Source organism: Rhizobium sp. NXC24, assembly GCF_002944315.1.
Taxonomy (GTDB): domain Bacteria; phylum Pseudomonadota; class Alphaproteobacteria; order Rhizobiales; family Rhizobiaceae; genus Rhizobium.
Genome location: NZ_CP024314.1, coordinates 457,580 through 478,649, shown reverse-complemented (window position 1 = coordinate 478,649; position 21,070 = coordinate 457,580). Strand labels below are relative to the sequence as shown.

Annotated in this window: 18 protein-coding genes and 6 pseudogenes; 15 read left to right on the top strand and 9 right to left on the bottom strand. The window is 57.5% G+C overall.

What is annotated here, in order from left to right:
- Positions 1 to 23 precede the first annotated feature (23 nt).
- The 5 genes from NXC24_RS26245 (at position 24) to NXC24_RS26220 (ending at position 4,708) form a co-directional block, all read left to right on the top strand.
- Positions 24 to 842 (top strand): N-formylglutamate amidohydrolase, encoded by an 819-nt coding sequence (locus NXC24_RS26245; protein WP_104826335.1) that lies wholly within the window; start codon positions 24 to 26, stop codon positions 840 to 842.
- Positions 839 to 2,734, top strand: a complete 1,896-nt coding sequence (locus NXC24_RS26240) for a flavohemoglobin expression-modulating QEGLA motif protein (RefSeq protein ID WP_104826334.1) — start codon at positions 839 to 841, stop codon at positions 2,732 to 2,734. Before NXC24_RS26245 ends, NXC24_RS26240 begins: the two co-directional genes overlap by 4 nt.
- Positions 2,735 to 3,781: a glutathione synthase gene (locus tag NXC24_RS26235; protein ID WP_104826333.1), complete on the top strand. Its 1,047-nt coding sequence runs from the start codon at positions 2,735 to 2,737 to the stop codon at positions 3,779 to 3,781. It begins immediately after the preceding gene.
- Positions 3,782 to 4,143: 362 nt separating this feature from the next.
- Entirely contained in the window at positions 4,144 to 4,446 is a 303-nt protein-coding gene (locus NXC24_RS26225; protein WP_104826331.1) for a BrnT family toxin, read from the top strand.
- A complete protein-coding gene (locus NXC24_RS26220; RefSeq protein ID WP_104826330.1) occupies positions 4,430 to 4,708 on the top strand; it encodes a BrnA antitoxin family protein in 279 nt (92 codons plus the stop codon). The genes NXC24_RS26225 and NXC24_RS26220 overlap by 17 nt, the downstream gene beginning before the upstream one ends.
- Positions 4,709 to 4,955: 247 nt before the next feature.
- On the opposite strand, the pseudogene NXC24_RS35570 reads toward NXC24_RS26220, so the two are convergent.
- The 5 genes and pseudogenes from NXC24_RS35570 to NXC24_RS26195 all read right to left on the bottom strand — a co-directional run.
- Positions 4,956 to 5,141: pseudogene (locus NXC24_RS35570) on the bottom strand (ISL3 family transposase); the annotation flags it as partial.
- 10 nt (positions 5,142 to 5,151) lie between these two features.
- Entirely contained in the window at positions 5,152 to 5,448 is a 297-nt protein-coding gene (locus tag NXC24_RS26210; protein ID WP_104827840.1) for a hypothetical protein, read from the bottom strand.
- Entirely contained in the window at positions 5,448 to 7,073 is a 1,626-nt protein-coding gene (locus NXC24_RS26205; RefSeq protein ID WP_104826329.1) for an IS66 family transposase, read from the bottom strand. The genes NXC24_RS26210 and NXC24_RS26205 overlap by 1 nt, the downstream gene beginning before the upstream one ends.
- Positions 7,074 to 7,136: 63 nt before the next feature.
- Positions 7,137 to 7,484 carry an IS66 family insertion sequence element accessory protein TnpB gene (gene tnpB, locus NXC24_RS26200; protein WP_104826328.1) on the bottom strand — a complete coding sequence of 116 codons (348 nt, stop codon included), beginning with the start codon at positions 7,482 to 7,484 and terminating at the stop codon, positions 7,137 to 7,139.
- Positions 7,481 to 7,861: a transposase gene (locus NXC24_RS26195; protein ID WP_104826327.1), complete on the bottom strand. Its 381-nt coding sequence runs from the start codon at positions 7,859 to 7,861 to the stop codon at positions 7,481 to 7,483. Before NXC24_RS26195 ends, tnpB begins: the two co-directional genes overlap by 4 nt.
- Before the next feature lie 425 nt (positions 7,862 to 8,286).
- Between NXC24_RS26195 and NXC24_RS26190 the strand changes: the two are divergent.
- Positions 8,287 to 8,541 (top strand): annotated as a pseudogene (locus NXC24_RS26190) (transposase); the annotation flags it as partial.
- Positions 8,542 to 8,757: 216 nt separating this feature from the next.
- Here the strand turns inward: NXC24_RS26190 and NXC24_RS26185 are convergent.
- The gene (locus NXC24_RS26185; protein WP_104826326.1) at positions 8,758 to 9,981 is read right to left on the bottom strand and encodes an ATP-binding protein; all 1,224 of its coding nucleotides are present in this window, start codon (positions 9,979 to 9,981) and stop codon (positions 8,758 to 8,760) included.
- Positions 9,982 to 11,105: 1,124 nt separating this feature from the next.
- Here NXC24_RS26185 and NXC24_RS26180 point away from each other — a divergent pair.
- Positions 11,106 to 11,747: a peroxiredoxin-like family protein gene (locus NXC24_RS26180; protein WP_104826325.1), complete on the top strand. Its 642-nt coding sequence runs from the start codon at positions 11,106 to 11,108 to the stop codon at positions 11,745 to 11,747.
- 52 nt (positions 11,748 to 11,799) lie between these two features.
- On the opposite strand, the gene NXC24_RS26175 is transcribed toward NXC24_RS26180, so the two are convergent.
- Positions 11,800 to 12,102, bottom strand: coding sequence for a helix-turn-helix domain-containing protein (locus NXC24_RS26175; RefSeq protein ID WP_104826324.1), 303 nt, complete (start codon positions 12,100 to 12,102; stop codon positions 11,800 to 11,802).
- Positions 12,103 to 12,441: 339 nt separating this feature from the next.
- On the opposite strand from NXC24_RS26175, the gene NXC24_RS26170 reads away from it, so the two are divergent.
- The 3 genes from NXC24_RS26170 to ligD are packed head-to-tail and all read left to right on the top strand — an operon-like array spanning position 12,442 to position 15,240.
- Entirely contained in the window at positions 12,442 to 13,341 is a 900-nt protein-coding gene (locus tag NXC24_RS26170) for a Ku protein (protein WP_104826323.1), read from the top strand.
- 12 nt (positions 13,342 to 13,353) lie between these two features.
- On the top strand, positions 13,354 to 14,172 hold the full coding sequence (locus NXC24_RS26165; protein WP_104826322.1) for a Ku protein: 819 nt from the start codon (positions 13,354 to 13,356) through the stop codon (positions 14,170 to 14,172).
- Positions 14,173 to 14,175: 3 nt separating this feature from the next.
- The gene (gene ligD / locus NXC24_RS26160; protein ID WP_104826321.1) at positions 14,176 to 15,240 is read left to right on the top strand and encodes a non-homologous end-joining DNA ligase; all 1,065 of its coding nucleotides are present in this window, start codon (positions 14,176 to 14,178) and stop codon (positions 15,238 to 15,240) included.
- A 215-nt stretch (positions 15,241 to 15,455) separates the two neighbouring features.
- On the opposite strand, the pseudogene NXC24_RS26155 reads toward ligD, so the two are convergent.
- Positions 15,456 to 15,736: pseudogene (locus NXC24_RS26155) on the bottom strand (protease modulator HflC); the annotation flags it as partial.
- A gap of 143 nt (positions 15,737 to 15,879) precedes the next feature.
- Here NXC24_RS26155 and NXC24_RS26150 point away from each other — a divergent pair.
- Positions 15,880 to 16,206, top strand: a pseudogene (locus tag NXC24_RS26150) (L,D-transpeptidase); the annotation flags it as partial.
- Between the two features lie 283 nt (positions 16,207 to 16,489).
- Here the strand turns inward: NXC24_RS26150 and NXC24_RS26145 are convergent.
- Positions 16,490 to 16,684, bottom strand: a complete 195-nt coding sequence (locus NXC24_RS26145) for a hypothetical protein (RefSeq protein ID WP_184340863.1) — start codon at positions 16,682 to 16,684, stop codon at positions 16,490 to 16,492.
- 909 nt (positions 16,685 to 17,593) lie between these two features.
- Here NXC24_RS26145 and NXC24_RS26140 point away from each other — a divergent pair.
- The 4 genes and pseudogenes from NXC24_RS26140 to NXC24_RS26120 form a co-directional block, all read left to right on the top strand.
- Positions 17,594 to 17,962, top strand: a pseudogene (locus tag NXC24_RS26140) (IS21 family transposase); the annotation flags it as partial.
- A 534-nt stretch (positions 17,963 to 18,496) separates the two neighbouring features.
- Positions 18,497 to 19,295, top strand: a pseudogene (locus NXC24_RS26130) (SMP-30/gluconolactonase/LRE family protein).
- Between the two features lie 20 nt (positions 19,296 to 19,315).
- Positions 19,316 to 19,819 (top strand): SRPBCC family protein, encoded by a 504-nt coding sequence (locus NXC24_RS26125; RefSeq protein ID WP_104826319.1) that lies wholly within the window; start codon positions 19,316 to 19,318, stop codon positions 19,817 to 19,819.
- Between the two features lie 210 nt (positions 19,820 to 20,029).
- The gene (locus NXC24_RS26120; RefSeq protein ID WP_104826318.1) at positions 20,030 to 20,539 is read left to right on the top strand and encodes a nucleoside kinase; all 510 of its coding nucleotides are present in this window, start codon (positions 20,030 to 20,032) and stop codon (positions 20,537 to 20,539) included.
- The last annotated feature ends 531 nt before the right edge of the window (positions 20,540 to 21,070 follow it).

Sequence of the window (21,070 nt, the reverse complement as noted above, 5' to 3'; positions counted from 1 at the left end):
CACAGGTAGGTTCCGACAAAGACATGCATCAGTCGCTGATTAGCCCTCCGGTACATTCGGACGCCCTCTGGACAATCGAGCGCGGCATCTCCCCAATCGTCGCGACCGCCATCCACGAAGGGCACTCTGTTCGTAAGGAGCTGGAGAGCTTGTATGCGCTTTCATCGGACGAGCGTCTTCGCGAGGAAGATCCATTCACGGAGTTCACCACACGCGACGTCCCGAATCGGATCGTTTTCCATAGGTCTCGTTTCGAAGTCGACATCAACCGCAGTCGCGATGCGGCGATTTACTTCGCGCCGGAACAGGCCTGGGGGCTGAAGGTCTGGAAGGACGAGCTTTCATCCAACCACGTCAAGGCCTCCCTCCAGACCCATGACGAATATTACGAAATGCTGCTGGCCTTTTTGAAGGGTATCGAGCGCTGGCACTGCCGGTTCGTGGTTCTCGATATCCATAGCTACAATCATCGTCGAGGAGGAGCCGCGGCGGCTCCAACGGAACAGGCAAAAGCGCCGCATATCAATATTGGCACGTTCTCCATCGACCGTGTCCGCTGGTCGCACGTGATCGATATCCTCACGGACCATTTCCGGTCTTGCGAGATCAACGGCTGCCGGCTCGACGTCCGGGAAAACATTGCCTTCCAGGGGAAGGGCGAGCAGACCCGCTTCATCCATGAGCATTTTCCCCTCTCCGGCTGTGCCATCGCAGTCGAATTCAAGAAGTTCTTCATGGATGAATGGACGGGTGAACCGGATCTCGATGTCCTCGAAAAGCTCCGCGGCATCGTCGCATCCGCCGTTCCCTTGCTGGAGCAAGCGGTGGGATCAAGGCGATGAGCAAGGCGAGTTCGCTCAGCCGGCAGGACGAGCCGGATTGGATAGGAGATATCCTGACCTGTATCCGCGAAGGCAAGTCGATCCGCCGCGAGCTGCCCGGCGGCGGCCGCCTACATATCGACCGGCCCTTGCCGTTTCTGTGCGTCCATATCGCGAAAGAGGGTGCCGAACCCACCGCCCGGGACGTTGCCCAAGCCAATGCCTCCTACCTGGTAGCGCCGCATGCGGCCGCGGCCATACCGTTGATTGAGGCTGTCGCGAGTATCCTAGAAGAGCGATTTGGCGCTTTCATGCTCCTCGACGTCGGCGAACTGTCACAGGACAGGTTTTTGACCGACGACGCGCCTTTCCTGCCGCCCTTCGAAGTGTCGATCTGGTCGAGCGCTGATGCGATTGCAGCAGCCGACGCATTCTCAACGGCGGTCAGCGACAGCGAAGCCCGGTTCCGTACGCCGCGCGTAGAAAATATGGAGGCCGCTCCCTCGCGCGATGACAAACAGCTTGCTCGCGAACTCGGCTGCTCGGCGATCGCCGTGAGGTTTGCACCGATCTACCGCCAACCCAACTCCGAAGAAATTTATCCGGAACTTCGCGAACAGCTTGTTGGCATGCTCTTCGATGCGGGCCTGCAGGCTTTCGCCTCCTTCATAGGCTCACATCAGCTCTTCAAGCTGACCACACATAGGGCGCTGGGACGCAAAGCGTTCATCGACGCGGTTTCCAGGGTGGACCGTAGCGTCGATGAGGTCGCGTCGACCTTCGATTTTCTTCTGGCGGTGACACCCATTAATGCGGAGGCGGCGTTTGAAGGCTTTAAGGCCGATGGCCGCGAGGCTCAGCCGACCTTTCTCTACCGCCCGCTCGGATTGCAGGTGGAGGCGATCAAGCGGAAGCTTTTCTCAATCTCCTTCGAGCATCTCGAAGACCCTGTGCTCCATCAACTTTATCGCGAAAAGCAGCAGGAGCTCGATCTGCAACTCTCACTGCTGTCGTCGCGGCAGAGCCCGAAGTTCGTCGAGTTCAGCCGTGCACTCTATGAGCCGGTCGAGCGGCCGCTGCTGCGCGAGGCCAGGACAATCCTGACAGCTTTGGCCGGAAACGAGCGGAGCGGCGATGACGGCGCGGGCGTGGAAAACAGGATTGCCGACTGTTTCCAGGTGGAGCGGCAAGCCAAAGCTATGATCGCTGCTTATCAGCGGCAGGGAAATGACTTCGAGGCGTCGGTCGAGGTTCGCGACGACTTGCCCTCCGGCCTGATGGTGTCCGGACATCGTTTGCTGATCGCCCGTAGCACGCTGATGGATATGCGCCGCGTCGAACCCCTCCTGTCGCATGAGATCGGTGTCCATCTGCTGACTTATTTCAATGGTTCGGCCCAGGGACTGCGCCTCTTTCGCACAGGGCTTTCGGGATACGAGGGTATGCAGGAAGGCTTGGCCGTTTTTGCCGAATACCTCTCCGGCGGCATGACGCCGGAGAGGCTCAAGCTGATTGCGAGCCGGGTCGTTGGATGTGCGTGTATGCTCGATGGTGCGACATTTGCTGAAACCTATTCCGTGCTCGTCAACGACTATAACTTCTCCGAACCGGCGGCCTTCAACCTCGTCCTGCGACTCTATCGAGGCGGCGGCCTTGCAAAGGATGCGATCTATCTGCGCGGACTGCTCGCCTTGCTCGACCATCTCGAAAATGGCGGTGCTCTGGAGCCTTTCTGGATGGGCAAAATTGCTGCGTCGCATTTCAAAGTCATGCAGGAGCTTGCCGAGCGCGGACTTCTCCGCTTGCCGGCGATCCACCCAATCTTTCTTGACAATGACGGCGGGCGTGCGCGGCTGGAACGGGCCAGAAGCGGCATCCGCCCGCTCGACTTGATCCAACGACAGGAGCCGTGAATGCGGATTGCATTTTTTGTGAATTCCATCAAAGGCGAAGCCGGTTATTACACGACGACCGCGCTCGCGCTTGCCGGCATGGCTCGCGGTCACGACGTTTCTTATTTGACGCCAGGCGACTTCGTGCTTCACCCCGACGACAACCTGATGATCCGCGCCACTAACCTCAAAAACGGCAAGCCCAAAAAAGCCGATGCTTTCATCAGTGCATTGCAGGGCGATCAGGCGGAAATTCAGACCATCAACGTCAGCGAGATCGACGTGCTGTTCTTACGAAACGACCCATCTGAAGATGCCGATGAACGGCCGTGGGCGGCACATGCTGGTGCGATCTTCGGAAGGCTTGCGGCCGAGCGCGGCGTGCTAACCGTCAACGATCCCGAAGGACTGATACGCGCTCAGAACAAGCTCTATTTTCAGGATTTTCCGCAAGCCGTGCGGCCGACCACGCTGATATCGAAAAGCTTCGAGGAAATCCGCGTTTTCATCGATGAGCAGAAACAGGGTGTCATCCTGAAGCCGCTGCAGGGCTCAGGCGGCAAGAACGTTTTCAAGATCGCCTCCAGCAAGGAAGCGAACCTCAATCAGATCTTCGAGGCGGTCAGCGGCGAAGGGTACCTGATTGCACAGGTCTATCTTCCCGACGCGACGGCCGGCGATATCCGGCTGTTCCTGATGAATGGCCGGCCGTTGCAGCGTGACGGCGCCTATGCCGCCTTCCGGCGCGTGCCGGCAAAGGGCGAGGTCCGTTCCAACATGAATGCGGCAGGCACCCCCGCTGCCGTCGAAATCACGCCCAAGATCCTCGCGGTCGCCGAATTGGTACGGCCCAAGCTCGTCGAGGACGGCATGTTTCTCGTCGGCCTCGATATCGTCGGCGACAAAATCCTCGAGATCAACGTTTTCACGCCCGGAGGCCTGCCCGATATTGCTGAACTTTACGGCGTCGATCTGACGCCAGAGGTCATCATCGCGCTGGAGCAGAAGGTGGAGATGAGGAAGAATTATGCCGGCAGGATTTCAAACCGGAGGCTGGCAACTCTTTAGTCTGTCGACCTGAGAAACAGGTGACGAATTGTACCGGAGACATGGGTCCCACGCTTTTGCTTTTACCGGAGGACATGCAATACGCTGGGCAACGCCATTGCCGCAGCGAGCCCGTAGGCGCCGCCCCGACCGCAGTCGACGATGTGAATTTGCTGCTGCCTGAACCTTGCATGCCGATGCGATTTCGGATGGATCGGCGACTATCGCCATGCGACGCATCGATGATGCGACTGCAGATGCTAATGGCCTTGATGGCCGTCTGCATCGACGCGTCGGCCTGCGGAGTGGACGGGTATATCCCTCGCCTTTCCCTTTCTCTGTCGTGCCCTTGAAATCGATGTATATTATGGCAATATACATCAATGATTAATTGGGACCAGATCACCGGCTTCGACTGGGACGCGGGAAACGCCCGCAAAAGCGCTGAAAAGCATGACGTCGGCCAGGGCGAAGCGGAGCAGGTGTTTTTTAACGAGCCGCTCCTGATGGTTCCCGACGCAAGGCATAGCGCCGAAGAGCGACGCATCCACGCTCTCGGGCGCACCGACGATGGAAGGCTGCTGCATATCACCTTCACGCTTCGGCATAACCAATCGAAGATACGAGTGATCTCGGCCCGGGATATGAGCCGCAAGGAACGGAGCAATTATGAGCAAGACGTTTAAGCCAGTACCGGAATTCAAGACGGAAGCGGAAGAACGCGCCTTTTGGGAAAGCCAGGATTCCGACGATCATGTCGACTGGAGCAAGGCTGAACGTGTGCGCATGCCGAACCTGAAACCATCCTCGACATCAATCTCGCTGCGGCTGCCGAACGCGCTGCTTGAACGGATCAAGATCGCGGCGGGCAAACGAGACGTACCCTACCAATCGCTCATCAAGATCTGGCTCGCGGAAAAGGTCGACGCTTCTGGCGCGCAACGATGACGTTTGCGGGATTGACGAGAACACGGTGGAGCGCACGGCGGCGAAGTGATCCATGGTCACCTTCCTTTCATTTCAGACCCGGCACAGATGGCCGGTAAAAGCGACTAGAAATTATCACTTAGATAGTCAGCCTTCAGTCGTATAAATTTACAAGCGCACCTGTCACCCCGCACCTGGGTGCTGATGAACGCTCTTTTCGGTCACCCGGCTCTGCCTTGCCCCACGAGGCGGAGCCGGTGGTTCTTTCTTACTTTGTGCGGCGCGGTGGCAGCATTCGTGCCCTGAGCAGTTCAGGACCTGCCCTACCAAAAATTGCTCGCCCGAGGGTCTAGAGGCGGTTGATCTGACCTTCGGCCTGCCGTTGCTCCAACGGCAGTTCGATGGCGTTGTTCACCGGGTGGATGTCTCTGCGCCGGACGCGAGGGAATGTAACGGCCCGATTGCTACCGCGGGGAATATGGCTTGACGCGTGCGGCGATCTCTTCGTCGAGGACAAAGCAATCGAGGAACTCCTGCCATTTTTCGGCTGACCGACGCGCCTCAGTCAGCATCTGCCTAAGTTCGTCGATGCCATCGTCTGTCAGAGCGGGTGTGCTCTCGTCATCTCCGGTCACGACGCTGATGATATTCCCATAGGTCAGGTTGTCATCATTGCTGATGATCTCCCTGAGGAGGTCGACGTCCTCATCGAGGATTTCGGCGACATAGTCGATGGTGAAGACGAAGCTGACCGTTGCCATCAAGCGGCCTCGGCGCAGATGATTGCCGCTGTCGGCTTCCAGTTCCATGGAAGCAGCTCCGCGAGGCGATTTATCTTGTGATCCTGAATGCGGTCGAGCACATCAGCCAGATAGGCCTGCGGATCAAGGCCATTCATCTTGGCGGTTTCGATAATCGTCATGGCCCGCGCCAGGGTTTCTGCTCCAGTGTCGGCACCCGCGAAGAGCCAGTTTCGTCTTCCAACGCCGATAGGACGCAACGCCCGCTCGGCGGCGTTGTTATCGATTGCGACACGGCCATCTTCCAGGAACAGGCAGAATGAAGACCACCTGCTCAAGCCGTACCGGAAAGCGCCCGCCAGATCGCTCTTGCCGGGGATACGGGTCAGTTGCGCTTCGGCCCAGACGCGGAATGCTTCGACCTTTGCCTTGCTGTGCTTCTGGCGCGCGGCAAGACGGATATCGGCAGACTTGCCTGCAATGCCGCGCTCGATGTCGTAAAGCGCGCCGATACGGTCGAGAGCCTCGCGGGCAATCTCGGATTTGTTCGAGGTCCAGATATCGTGGAAGTCGCGCCGCCAATGCGCCCAACATGAAGCCTCCCGGAAGCGGCGTTTCCCGTCCGTTCCGGCCTCATATAACTTCGCATAGCCTTTGTAGCCATCGGCCTGAAGGATGCCGCTCGCCTCCTTGAGGTGACGGTGAACGTGCTCTTCCTTCCAGTCGGGAGCAAAATAATAGACCGCACCGGGCGGAGCTATGCCCGCCCATGGGCGCTGGTCCCGGACATAGGTCCAGAGCCTGCCCTTCTTCACCCCTTTCCCCAGCCCCTTGTCGCGTAGAGAACGATCCAGAACCCGGATCGGCGTGTCGTCGGCGTGGAGAAGGTCGCTGCTCATGATCGCGGCTTCGATCAACTCGATCAGCGGCAGGAGCACCTGCATGGCGCGGCCACACCAATCGACCAACGTGCTGTCGGGGATATCAACGCCCATGCGGGCGAAGATTTCGTTCAGGCGATAGAGCGGCAAGTGGTCGTCGAACTTCGAGACCAGGATATAGGCCAGAAGACCAGCGCCCGCCATGCTGCCCGATATCGGACGGCTGGGCGCGGGCAACTGCACCATCTTCTCGCAGCAGCGGCAGGACTTCTTCAGCCGGGCGATCTCGATGACCTTCATCTGTGCGGCGATCATGTCGAGGATTTTGCTGACGTCTTCGCCGACAAGCCGCAGTTCGCCACCACAAGCGGGGCAGCACGTTCCGGGATCAAGTTCCCTGCGCTCGCGAGCGGCCTTGTCCGACACGCGCGGACGGCGGCGCATGGTCTTTTCAGGCATGCTTTCCTCAGGCGCGGCAGGCTCCGTTTCTTCGTCCTCGGCGAGTGGCTCGCTGCTGCCTTCCGAAGCGGCAATCATCAGGTCCTCGAGCGCCAGTTCCAACTGCTGGATTTCCCGTTCGATCTTTTCCGACGACTTGCCGAAGCCATGTTTCTTCAGCCTGGCGATGCGCAGCCGCAGGGACTGGATCAACTGATCATGCGCCTGCAAGGTCGCAGACATCTTCGCGTTCTTCGCCTCAAGCGAGGCGATCATCGCCTTCAGGAAGGCCGGATCATCGGGAAGATTTTGGCTCGCGTTTGACATGAACCTGACTACCACAGGTCAGGGTCAATATCCATAAAAACACGCAGATTCAGGGAGATAAAGTCAACCGACACGGGCCGGAGGAACGCCCCAGTCGGGCCGTCGCCAATCAATCCCTTCCCACAGCATTGCCAGTTGAGCAGACGTCAACCGGGCTGCTCCATCTGCTGCCAAGGGCCATGGAAACCGCCCTTTCTGCAAGATTTTGTAATAAAGGCAGAACCCCTGGCCGTCAAAATACAATAGCTTCAAACGGTCGCCCCGCTTGCCCCGAAACGCGAAGACCGCACCTCCCGTCGGCTTCTGGCGCAGCACATCCTGGGCAAGAGCAGCCAGCCCCTCTATCCCCTTGCGCATGTCCGTGACACCGCAGGCGATATAAACCCGAACACCTGTCCCAGGCCCGATCATGCCGCCTCGATTGCCCGGATCAGGCGCTTCAGTGCAACCACATCAACATCGCCACTGAAGCGAAGGCTTCGTCCGCAGCGCAGTTGCAATTCCATCATTGCAGGCAAAACCTGCATGCCTTCAAAAGCCCGAGCCTCTTTGCTGTCCCCTGCCGGCGGCATGTCCAGCGGCAGAAACACCGTCGTCGACGGCGGCGACAGCAGGCCCTTCTTCCGCAATTCACGCCGCCAGGTGTAAACCTGCTGCCGCGTGACCGAATACCGGCGCGCCACCTCTGTCACCGACGCGCCGTCGACGCCTACCGACAGCACGACCTCCAGCTTGCTCTCATCACTCCAACGTCGGCGACGTTCATCGCCGAGAATTTCCACGCGCATCACAGGTCTCGCCTAAAGCACGTCGCTAACGACGTCGTTATAGACGGGTCATAAACAAGTAAGCCGATCTCCGACAGGCGGCCACAATCGGGCGGTTACGAGGGAATCGCATAATAGGAATGAGTTCGGTGTCGATTGCATCATCGATCTATGCAGCCAGTGGTCCCGATCTCTTAGCGCATAACCAGGGGTCGCATCTCGGCAAAGGCCACACATCCTTGCTATGAGCAGGATGGAAGCGCCAGCAATTGGGCGACGAAGAAAAACGATTCGATCAATCACAGCATCATTCGGCTCATAATTGAAGAGGCATGACTGGCGACCCGGTGCAAGGCGAGGCTCACCGTGCCTTCCAGAATGCGTTGGGCACCAGGCGCCAAGGCGAAGTCCGCGATCTAGCCCTCCCGGAACCGTCCCCTCTCGGATACATGACCTTTCCCAAGCAGCATTGGGCAAAGCTTCATTCGACAAATCCGATCGAGCGTCTCAACGGCGAGATCAAGCGGCGCACAGAGGTCGTCGGTATCTTCCCCAACGACGACGCCATCGTCAGGCTGGCCGGAGCCTTGCTCCTGGAGCAGAACGACGAATGGGCCGTCCAGCGGTCCCGCTACATGACACTTGAGACAATCGCCACGATGAGCGATGATCCGCTCATCAGCTTGCCAGCCGCAAGCTGATCAATTCCCGGCCCTGTCCGGAAGGCACGGCGACCGCCGAAGCTACACCAATCCATGGGACACGATCTGTCCTTGTCAGCGTGCGTTGCGACTTTACGATCATTTAGGGCCAATGATTGCCTTGAAGGGATTTGAACCAGAGTGCCCTTTTTCATTGAAACCGTCGAATTTTTAAGCAATGTACGGGTTTGGAATTTGAACCGAAGTTCGCATGCCCTAACGCCACAATGCGGAAATAGGCACGGCGTATAGACGTTCTCCAAAGGGGACCACCTTTTGATGGTCATACAAGACAAAGCCTGAAACAAATCTTTCTCCAGATGTCTCGGCCAGAATTCGCAATCCAGAAAAATCGGTGCTTGAGACGGTAGCTGCCGCCTTTATCTCGATGCCGACAATATGTCCTCTTCTGTCTTCGATAACGATATCGACTTCATTTTGCTGCTTGTCGCGAAAGTGTGAGAACTCAAAGCGTTCTCCCCCGCCACTCGCGAGTTTAAGAATTTCGGCGAAGACGAAGGTCTCCAGCAATGGTCCATATTGTCCCCTCTCTGCCCGTAGCCGGTCGAGGGAGAGGTCTCGGAGGGAGGCAAGAAGACCAGAATCAAGAAAATGTATCTTGGGTGTCTTGATGAGGCGTTTGAGCTTATTGGAAAACCATGGTTGCAAGGTTCGAGCGAGGAATAAGCTCTCGAATATGCCAACGTATTTTTGTGTTGTGATGTGATTCATCCCGATAGCGGCACCGATACCAGAGTAGTTCACGAGTTGACCCGAATGCTCCGCAAGAATGCGTAGCAACCGCGGCATTTGAGTGATCTGCTCGATTTGTGCCACATCGCGAACATCGCGCTGAACGATTGCCTGGATATAATCCGCATACCAGTCCTGTCTTCGGGTCGAGGTTTTGCGACCCAACGCCTCGGGATATCCACCGCCCAGAACTGCAGCCATCAAGTCGTCGCCGACGACGGAATCCCCAGCTTTTGCATCGTTTCGAAAGGCATCGAGCAAGAATCTGCCGCCCGCCGCCCTGATTTCGCTTTGAGCGAGCGGCAGTAATCGGACGACCTCCATGCGTCCTGCCAGTGAGTCTGCCACGCGTGGCAATGTCATGAGATTGGCTGAGCCCGTCAGGAGGAAACGTCCCGGACGTTGGTCGGTATCCACGCTTTCTTTGATTGCCAGCAGCAGCTCGGGAGCGCGCTGAATCTCGTCGATGATGGCCCGGTTCATTCCTCTGACGAAACCAACGGGGTCTCGCTGAGCTGCTTCCAGAGTCGTCGCATTGTCGAGTGTGTAATATTCCATCTCTGGACTGGCCATCTTCCTGGCCAGCGTCGTTTTGCCGGATTGTCGGGGACCGACGATCAATACGACGCGTGTATCTGATATCGCGTCGTTAATCCGCTGCTCGGCGAGCCTTGGATATATCGCCATAGATTTGCTCCCGGTGACCATTTGAAACTATGGCATTGACTAATTGAAAGTCAACATATGACGATTTGAAATTTATATAGCGCCCATTTGAAACCAGAAACCCAAAAAATCAATCTATAATTGGCGAGAGCATCAGCATCTAGGATGACAACATTACGGATTATCTGGTTGCCTCAAATCGATTTGTTGCCAAAACGATAAAAGACAAAACTGAAGGTGGCTGGGGCCCGGTCCTCGATTTCGAAACGCCAAAGCCTCAACTCCACGGGAACAATCCCCTTTTTAGGCAGATTCTCCGGCGCGTCTATCTTGAAATTGAATGTGCCGTATCCAGCCTCTCCCGCTGTCGTACCGTCGAAGAAAAAACGTTTTTGAACATTTTCTTCTATGTTTTGATCAGGCGAGACAAGACTTGCATAATCACGACTGAAGGAGAGGCCTCACACGTCTCACTTTTTTCCCAGTGGATCGATCTGTCGCATTTTAGCTTATTGCGACAAATAGAGTTGCATGGCCTTTTCTGCCGATGCTCTTTGAGCGAAAGCCGAACGTTCCTCCCGGTGGCCCAACGCTTGCTCTGGAGTTCGGATGCGTCGGAGTTTCTTGAAGCCTCGCATCATTGATTGCTTTGTGGTTCAGACAGCCGCTAATGCCCGATGAAAGATACTTCGGTTAAGAAGGGCCAGCCGCTGTTTTGCTCGCGAACCACTGCGTTCTCGACGATCTGCAAGCTTTCGGGTGCGGACTTCGGCCTGTCCAGCTCTGGCCGTGGACCGGTCGCCAAGCCACGCAACACCTTCGGCGACAGCGTATCGGCATGCAATGGCGGTTTGCGAATACCCAGTCGATGGGCGAATGGTGGTCGCCGGGGCCGCTGGTCCCCCAGCTCAATTCTCTGTGTCGGTCTCTGCGGCCGCAAAAAAATCAGAGTCTGCAGAAAACGGACTTTTTCAATTGACGATTCGCTGTTTGCCGCTTGCCCGCGGGCTCATGTGAGGCCATTCTTAGATCGGATCCTGGCGGCGCGGTAAGACGAGAGGTCAGGCCTGCAACGCTCAATCTCGACCTCACAGTACTTGACGTGGCGCCTTTGCTCGACTGATCCCCGAGCGAGGAGGTTGTCCATGTCCCCGTCTTATGTCGACCATCCGCTACAACCGGGCGACCGGGTCCCGAACGTTGAGTTCGATGCGATCTCGCGCGAAGGGAAGATCGCACTTGACGATTTTCGTGGCCGCAGCCCATTGTTGATCGGTTTGTTTCGAGGCTTGCATTGCCCGTTCTGCCGGCGCCACGTCGCTGCCATGGCATATCTCAGCCCGATACTGCGTGAGAAAGGCGTCCAATCCCTGGCGGTGGTAAACACCCCGGTCGAACGCGCGCGGCTCTATTTCCGTTACCATCCGATACCCGATCTTCTCGCGGCTTCCGACCCGGCACGGGCTTCGCACCAAGCGTTCGGCTTACGCGAGGTCGGGCTCGACATGGTCATGGCAATAAGGATCGAACTTCCGGGCGAGTTGCCCGAGCCTATGGGCGTAATGGCAATGGACGAATTTCTTAACGAGAAGGAAGGATATCAAATTACGGAAGCCGATGAGCAGATGATGACTGCCGACCACGGGCAGCTTGTCGGTCAGTTCCTAATAGACCGAGAGGGCATCGTGCGCTGGAGCTTCACTGAAGTTCTGGAGGCTGGGCTTCAGACATTCAAGGCACCTAATTCCCAGGAATTGATGTCGGTCGCTTCGCAAGTCGCACTTTAATAGAGATATGCGCTAAGGGTCCCGGGTGTCTGAATCACCTGTTTTTCGCACATCACCGAGATCGGAAGGGTTTGGGGACTGAACCGCTATTTCGTTCACCCGCTGAGCGCGCAGGTCGTCTTGTCGCGACCTTCGGGGAGCAGCCTTTGATGCGCTTGAAAGCGGTTCCGAATGCACTTTGAGATGCATAGCCGAGCGTTGCAGCCACCTCAGCGATGTCCAAACCGGAAAAAAGACGGGAAGCTGTCGACCGACAGCAATGATCGCGAAATGATCCAGTATCCTGAGTTCCTGGAAGGCGATGGAGGCCCGGGAAGCGGTGGCTAACCAGACAATGCTCATTCGTCGGAAGCATCCCAGCGTCGGCCGTCTCCAGATGTTCCGAGCTAAGTCAGGATCGCGAATGATTTCGAAACCCCTCCACCCGATGTCGATCTAACCGCTTAGCCTACTCGCCCCGGCGAGACGGTCCCTTCCATTGATGTAACGCTAATCGGCGCCTGTACCAAACATACCTATTTTTCCTTTGCCAAGAGGGCGGCCAAGAAGATGCAGCGTATTCAATGGAATGAACGGGATTCGGAAACCGAGAGCTGGGCAGGTGCTAAGCTATTGACGTTAGATTCTTTTGACTCGGAACAATAAGTGGAGTGATTCTGTTGACTCGCATTGGTTGCTGGAGGAGTGCGATGAAATGGTGGCCCCGCGGGCAAATTGGAAAGGGTACATAAAGTTCGGCGAGGTGGCGTTTCCGGTCGCGCTTTATACGGCTGCATCCTCCTCCGAACGGATCGCCTTCAATACGCTGAACCGAAAGACCGGCAATCGCGTCCGACGTGAATTCGTCGACAGCGAAACCGGTGATCCCGTCGAGCGGGAGGATCAGGTCAAGGGTTTCGAGATCGAGGACGGACGCTATGTCGTCCTTGAAGCGGAAGAAGTCGCCGCCGCTATTCCCGAAAGCGACAAGACGCTGAAGATCGAGGCTTTCATTCCCTGTGACGACGTCGACGACATCTATTTCGACAAACCCTATTACTTGGCGGCCGACAAGATGGGCAGCGACGCATTCAAGCTGCTGCGCGATGGCATGAACAAGGCCAGGGTTGCGGCGATCGCCCGGACGGTCCTCTTCAGACGCCTGCGCACGCTTCTCATTCGCCCGCACGGCAAAGGATTGGTCTGCTCCACCTTGAACTTCGATTATGAAGTCCGGTCGTCCGAGAAGGCGTTCGACGAAATGCCCGATCTGAAGATCGAAGGCGAAATGCTGGACCTTGCCAAGCACATCCTCAACACCAAGAAGGGCGCGTTCGATCCGAAGCAGTTCGATGACCGCTATGAGGCGGCCGTCGCCGAACTGGTGAAGGCCAAGACCGAGGGCCGGACGCTGCCGAAGAAAAAGGCGCCGCCGGCTTCGAAGCCGAGCGACCTGCTGCAGGCGCTGCGTGAGAGCGCCGGCATGTCCGCACCAGCAAAGACAAAGCGCACGGCCGCCAATGGCAATGCCGGCAAGAGCAGGCAAAAGACCGCACGGGCAACCGCATCGAAGCCGCGCAGTTCCGGCGGCCACCAGCAGCGCCGCGCCGGGTAATCGGAGGTTGCCATGGCGATCCGCCCTTATTGGAAAGGTTATCTGAAACTCTCGCTCGTCACCTGTCCGGTGCAGATGATGCCGGCCACCTCCGAAAACGAGAAGGTCCGCTTTCACACGCTGAACAGGCAGACGCAGAACCGCGTCGTCAGCCACTATGTCGATTCCGTCACCGGCAAGGAGGTCAAGGAACAGGACGAAGTCAAAGGCTATCAACGCGGGGAAAATGACTATGTCATCCTCGAAGACGAGGAGTTGGAGAACGTCGCGCTCGAAAGCACCAAGACGATTGACATCGAGGTCTTTGCACCGAAAGACAGTGTAGAATGGATCTGGCTCGATACACCGTATTATCTTTCTCCCGACGATCCGGTCGGCCTGGAAGCGTTTTCGGTCATTCGCGATGCCATGGCGGCCGAGAACATGGTGGGCATTTCAAGGCTGGTGATTTCGCGGCGCGAACGCGCCGTTATGCTGGAGCCGCGCGGCAAGGGTATCGTGCTCTGGACGCTGCGTTACGGCGACGAAGTGCGGGATGCGGAAAACTATTTCGAGCGGGTGGACGATGAGCCGGCCGATAGTCAGATGATGCCGCTCGTACTGCAACTGATCAAGAAACAGACCCGACCCTGGACCCCGAAAATGGCCTCCGACCCGGTCCAGGATAAGCTGCTCGACATTATCGCGGCCAAGAAGAAGCAGATGAAGAAGCCGATCAAATCGAAGCCCAAAGGCAAGGAAAAGGCCGGACCCGAGCCAAGCAACGTCATCAATATCATGGATGCTCTGCGCAAATCCGTAGACGCTGAAAACCGCTCCGGCAGGCACTGAGCGATGATCCGACCGCGCCTGCCCTCCGCTCCTCTTTTACGTGACGCGAATTCGACAATTCAGTCGCGACCAATCCGGCGGCGCGACCCCGATCAGCCAAGCCTGCCCTTCGATCCGATGCCTTCGCGCGTGGAGCCCTGCCTGGCGCTACTGAAGCCAACTGTGCCGCAAGGGCCAGATTGGCTTTACGAGGTTAAGTTGGACGGTTACCGCTTGGCAATCCACATCGAACCAAAGAGTATTCGGATCCTCACGCGTGGCGGCCATGATTGGACCCATCGGTTTCCGACGATTGCAGCCGCGGCGAGAGGCCTCGGGATCACAACGGCTATTCTCGACGGGGAGGCCGTCGTGCTTGACGAACAAGACCGGTCGGATTTCGGGGCGCTGCAGCGATCGCTCGGCGGCCGGGGCGGCAAGCGCATCTCGACCAAATCCATCCTATACGCCTTTGACCTGCTTTATCTGGATGGGCACGACCTGACACGCACCGAGCTCTCGCTGCGGCGTCACCTGCTTGAAGGTTTGATTCCGGAGAATGCCGATGGCGCCCTGCGCCTTTCGGAGGAACTACAGCTCGATGGCGAGGAACTGCTGGACTACGCATGTCACCTTGGTTTGGAGGGCATTATCGCCAAGCATCGCGATCGGCCCTACCGCGGTGGCCGCCTTGGCGACTGGCTGAAGATAAAATGCGTTCAAAGCGAAAGCTTCATGATCGTCGGTTACGAGGAGTCCGCCACCACGCGCGGGGGTCTTGGAAGTCTTCTGCTTGCGGGGCGGAAGGGTCACGGCTGGATCTACGTCGGATCCGTCGGAACGGGCTTCAATCGGAAGGAAGCCGAAGATCTGCGCAGAACATTGGATAGGCTCAAGACGAAGACGCCGGTCGTGCCGTTGAAAGGCAAACGCCTGGTGTTCGCGCAACCGACCTTGATTGCCGAGATCGAGTTCCGCGGTTGGACGAATGAGGGAAGCCTGCGTCATCCCTCCTATAAAGGCCTGCGTGAGGTTCAGGACAATGCCGCTGTGTTCAATATGACGGATGCGCCTTCCACGGCAAAATGAGCTTCTACAGTCGGTTCCGGCTAGCGCAGGACCAATTCCCCGGATTCGCTTTTGTCAGGGCGAAGCGGTTGAGATACCGAAGTCCTCCCCATCCCATGCGCAAGCAGGCCCAATAGATCGCCACAGAGTGCGAGTGCGGCAAGTCCGTGGTTGCGAGGACTATCTCGCAAAGGTCGCCCGACATCCCGGGCGACCTCGGTGACACTATCTTGATGCAGATCGACGTCGATGGTCTTCTCTAGGGGAATGGGTAGCCGGAAGGCGAGACCGGGATCGATCAGAACGCGAGCCGGATTGCCAAACCTGGTGATGATGGTCGCGGCCCCCGATCTCACCTGCACGAGGCAAGCGCGACCAGAATGATGGCGACGACGATTATCGCGACGACCAGGCGAGACCATCGAAAGGGCATTGCTTCCTCGTGATCGTCGTCATGAGAATGATGATGATCGTGCTCTTGATGGTCCGAGGCCGGATGGGCGTGCACGTCAGTCATGGGTCGGTTTCTTCGCTTTGATGTGGAGTGCCAGATTCGACACTTGTGTCGGGATCGACCGGGGACATCACGCTCCGGAGATCAAGGGTCGGAGCAATGCTTCCGCCGATGCGGTGGTCGAGGACGAGAGCCTTCGAGTGGGATACCCCATTGCCGTAGGGCGCGAAGGCAAGCAATGGTACGGATCAACCCGGGTCGTATCCAAGCGAATGCATCCCGAATGGCGGCCAACGGCGAGCATGCGACAGAAGAACCCAAGGCTTCCAGCGGTCGTGAAGGCTGGCCCTGCCAATCCGCTTGGCACCCGCGCGATTTATCTGGCGGACGGGCTGCTGGGCATCCACGGCACCAACGATCCGTCCTCCATCGGAACCAATGCTTCGAGTGGTTGCTTTCGGATGTACCGCGAAGACGTCGAGGAACTTTACGATTTGGTCCAGCCGGGGACCCGAGTGATCGTCCGGCGGTGATCCCTGAGTTATCTATCGGCGCTCGACTGCGGCGCGAACACCGAAGCATGGTTTGAAATCTTCGAGCGGCCTGGGATATCGATGACGACGCCACGACGACACCAGTGCTCCGGCAGGTTTGCCGCGATCATACGCAAGGTTTCAGAGCACGTGGTCGGCAAACTGACGCTCGAAGTCAGCGAGGGCGCAACCGGGCAGCGTTGTGAAGAGGGAGCTTTGCAGGGTTTCATAAGTGACCCCGCAGTCCCAATTGCCGTCGGCGTTGAAGAATATGTCCTGCCACTCAGTGAGAGGTGATCGCGCGACCGCTTGACGCGAGATGCTCTGTAATGGCACGCCGGATTTCGGTAACCGTGTCAAAGAGCCTGTTGTCCAAATCGATGACATTGAAGCGGACAGCGATGAATTTGAGGCGGTTTTCGACAGGGATCGCGATCCCGACTTCCTGACCATTGAATACGACAGCTTGCTTTTGCATAACAAACCTCGGGCGCGCCACACGGGAGCACCATCTTAGAAAAGTGGTAAAGGCTTTACGCGCGTCAGATTGACGTCGTAGGTCGGTATCGGATCGAGACTAGATCACGCACTCGCTGCACCGTTGCGAAGAAACGAAGTCGGAGAAACAACGCCATCATCCTCCCTCAAGCGACGCCAAACGACCGCTGAGTATCGCCGGCAAGGACCGGTATTTATGAACTCTTCTGTAAAAAACGTAGTCGAGAAACTTCGAGCAAGCAACTGATTTTTGTGATTGTTTAGCGTTTTGAATTGTATGATAATTACCGCAGATGCGAAGTAAAAATGATGTACGTTCGTCCAACCCCTCGAAGGCCCGTCGACGGCTCACCCGGTATTGCAGGCTAGTTGGCGTCTATTACATTGCATCTTCCAGCCTCTTTCAGACTGGGCAATCAAACGGTCACTTCTACTCTTAAACCTAGATAGCCTTTGTTGCAGGTCCTTCTCACCGAAAGGATCACGGACCTGAGATGTTTAGAGACCGACAAACCCAAGGGTTCGCAAGTTGTGACGGAGGATATCCCATTAGGAACCATCGCAAAGCCCTGGAGTTAATGCTTTAGTCGGGCGTAAGCGTAATCGGAGCGCGGCGCTCTCCCCATCCCTCGAGTATCCGAGGTTGCTTCCAGCTTTCGAGCTGTGACGCGGGGTTCGAATCCCTGCCCCGACCACCATATTCGATGCAATCGAACAAAGCCTCCGATTTGTCGTCGGGCCACGACACGCCTCCTCTGGGGAGTCCCTGACCACCTCTGTTGGTTTCCACGCGGAACTGAGCCGGTTAGGCGCATAATTTCCATTGAGAATTGAGCCATGTGAACCTTCCCCCAACGCGGAGAGCGACGGGGGCAACGGAGTGATCCACATGGGACTTTTAAACATCATCCGTCGGATGGCGCTGCGTGAGAAGTTGTCGGTACGCGAGATCAGCCGACGAACCGGATTGTCGCGCAATACGATCGCGAACTATCTGAGCGCTGGCACGATCGAGCCGAAGTTCACGGTACCGGAACGACCGAGCAAGCTTGACCCCCTCGCCGACAAACTTGCTGGCTGGCTGAAGACCGAGGCCGGGAGGACGCGCAAGCAGCGCCGAACGCTGAAGTAGCTTCATGCCGATCTGACGGCTCTAGGCTTTACCGGCTCTTATGGTCGGGTCGCCGCGTTCGCCCGTGACTGGCGGGTTGAGCAGCAGAAGGCGGGCCGCGGCATATTCGTTCCTCTGTCTTTCCGCTAATGATCATGTCGCCGTCGCGGCCGACATAGCGCTGACACAGCAGGCCTTCGACGACGAAGGCAGGTCGTCGGCACGTCGCCCGCTCGAATGAAGGGCTCCTCCTTGCGATACTGTCTAGACCGCAGGAGCGGCGACCAGGCCAGCTCGGCTTTCTCTGACAGATGGGTGTAGGTCCGGATTTTGGTGAAGAATGCATCTGTGTTCATGAGCTCAATCCGCGAGTCGGCGATGGTCTTAATTTGGCTCATTTCATCCTCGTGGGAAAAGGGCAACTTGCGCGGCTTGCTCAAGTAAGGCGAGGCATATGTTCCGGACCGTCGGCGCGCCAGATGGGAGGCCGCCGGATGATCGGGCGGAAGCGCAATCACCTCGATGGTTTCGGGACCAGCCAATAGCCGGAATGGACGCCGCCAACCAAGCGGCTAGCGCTGACGTCGGAGGCTTGCGTCCGGCGGGGCCAAAATATTTACCCCACATTGTCGGCGCGATCGAAGGTCGTACGTCCTGTGCAGGTGGAGCAAGGAGAGGAATATGTCCGCAGGTATATTGTTGAATGGTAGAGGACTTGTCGAATGTCCTCGTTGGCATCGAGGCGAACTCTGGTTTGCCGATTGGACGAGTGGCGAGATCCGGGTCCTTGAAGAGGCAAATCAATCCCGGCTCGTCCTTCCGGCGAACGCTCCACTGTTGTCGTTCGATTTCAGCCCGAAGAGCGATCTGTTCGTGGTCCAGTCCGGATCGTCATCACTCATGTGTTTCGACGGCAAGGTCTTGAAGGAATTCGCCACGCTTGGGCCGGGCGCATGGAACGAAATCGTCATCGACGCTGCAGGCAGGATCTATGTCAATGGACCAGCGATTATGCTGATCCTGCCGGATGGCAGCGTTGAGAAGCAGGCGGAGGTATTTCAGTTCCCGAACGGGATGGCGCTAACTGCCGACGGCCGCACCCTGGTCTGCGCGGAAAGCTGGGCCAAGCGGCTGACTGCTTTCGATGTGGCAAATGACGGCCGGCTTTCCAACCGACGGATTTGGGCAGAGATTCCCGGGCCGCCAGACGAGATATGTTTCGATAGCCAGGGAGCCCTCTGGTATGCGGATGTCCCCAACGCCTGCTGTCGCAGGGTACGAGAAGGCGGCGAAATGCTGGACGAGGTCAAGGTAGATCGCGGCGCTTTCGCCTGCATGCTCGGTGGCGATGATCGCTCGACCCTCTTCATCACCACCGCGCAATGGTTCGGGCATGGACAAGATGAGTGAGATGGCCGGCACCGGCCAAATCGTTTCGGTCGACGTCAGCGTTACCGGAGCAGGCTGGCCATTTAATTGAGATGGAACAGGAGGGAAGCGATGACTCAGGAAGTTAACAATGCAGGTGGTGCGCAGAACCGCACGTCAGTCGAGTGCAGAGGGGATCTCGAACTCGTCGTAACGCGGACATTCAATGCGCCAACGAGCACGGTTTACAGGGCATGGAGCCAGCCCAAGCTGTTTCAGCGCTGGTGGGTACCAAAATCGGTGTCAGGCATTTCGCTTTTATCGTGCGATATGGACGTCCGTACCGGCGGCAAATATCGGCTGGAATTCGGCGCCGGCGGTTCGGACACCATGGCCTTCTTTGGCAAGTATCTCGAGGTGGTGCCAAACGAGCGCATCCTCTGGACCAACGACGAGGGCGAAGAGGGCGCGATCACGACCGTTACCTTCGAGGACCAAGGCGGGAGGACACTACTGAATTTCTACGACGTATATCCATCCAAGGAGGCGCTTAAGGAAGCACTACAGGCCTCTGCGGCCGCATTGCCGGAGCAGTTGGAGCAACTCGACGAATTGCTTTCCAGCATAGGCGAGTAGCGCGACTCGGAAAACTCGCATCGAGGGAACATCTGCCTTGGGAAGTGACCCCTTCGGCCTTATGTGGCCGGAGGGGCGCGCGTCCCCGCCAGACATTCACCCTTAATCGAAATGTACCGAATGCTGACCTTGATCAGGTGAGCTCGTTGGCTGAGCACGCCCAGGCCGAGTGTCTTCTCACCGGATTGAAGACCGTGATAAAAGGTGCCTATGGGCATCAAGAACTATCTAATCGAAGGCGGCTCGGGTACTGGAAAGACGTCTGTCGCTACCGAACTGGAGCGGCGGGGCTACCATGTCGTCCATGGTGATCGCGTTTTGGCCTATCTCGGTGACCCCGAGACAGGCCAGGTGCTCGCAGGACCACCCGAAGGCGCAGACCGCATCGCTTGGGGATACGCGCACTGGATCTGGCCTGTCGACAAGGTCCGGGCTATTGCTGCCGACACCACCCATCCTGCCACCTTCTTTTGTGGCGGTTCGCGCAATTTCCCCAAATTCCTGGACCTGTTCGATAAGGTTTTCGTGCTCGACATCGACGTTGAGACGTTGAACCGACGACTGGATGGGCGGCCGGATGAGCCGGGCTTCGAGCCTGCCGAGCGGGCCCGGGTACTTCGCTACCATCGCAGCCGGGAGTATCTTCCTGCCGGCATAGATATCGACACGGCGAATACCGTCCCAGGTGTCGTCGACGATATCCTCGCTAGGCTCACCTGAAGCCCGGGAGGGAAGCAACTGATTATTGAGTGAAAGACGCCAGCTGCCGTGCGGCTCACTGGCGGCGTTGTCGGTTTGATAGCCGACCGGCAGTTCTAAGAATGATGAACCTGACATCGTAGTGGCCGCCTTGAGGACGCGGAGCGCCCACTGAGCGTTGGTCACGATCTGCCTCTAGCACTGCATCGGACGATGCTTTCCCGCCTTGAAGCGATACGAACCGCCGACCCCATCATTTACTTCCGTCAGCGCAATCGATTTGTCATCGCTCCATAGCCGGATGGTGGTGACCAAACCCGTTCATTTGCCCAGCCTCGCAGCCGCAACAGCGTGCGGCATCAGGAACGTGGCAATCTCCGCGATGACGTCCGTCAGCTTGCCGGGTTCGTGTGCAACGCTTTCAGCGAATGCGTGCCATTGCCGTTGCTTTTCCTCGTCCTTCGCAAAGGCGTCCGTTAGCGCGTCTGGTACCTCAGTGGGGATCGGAGTGTCGCGCCGCTCGAAAGTTGCTGTGATTGCACGCGCCAATTG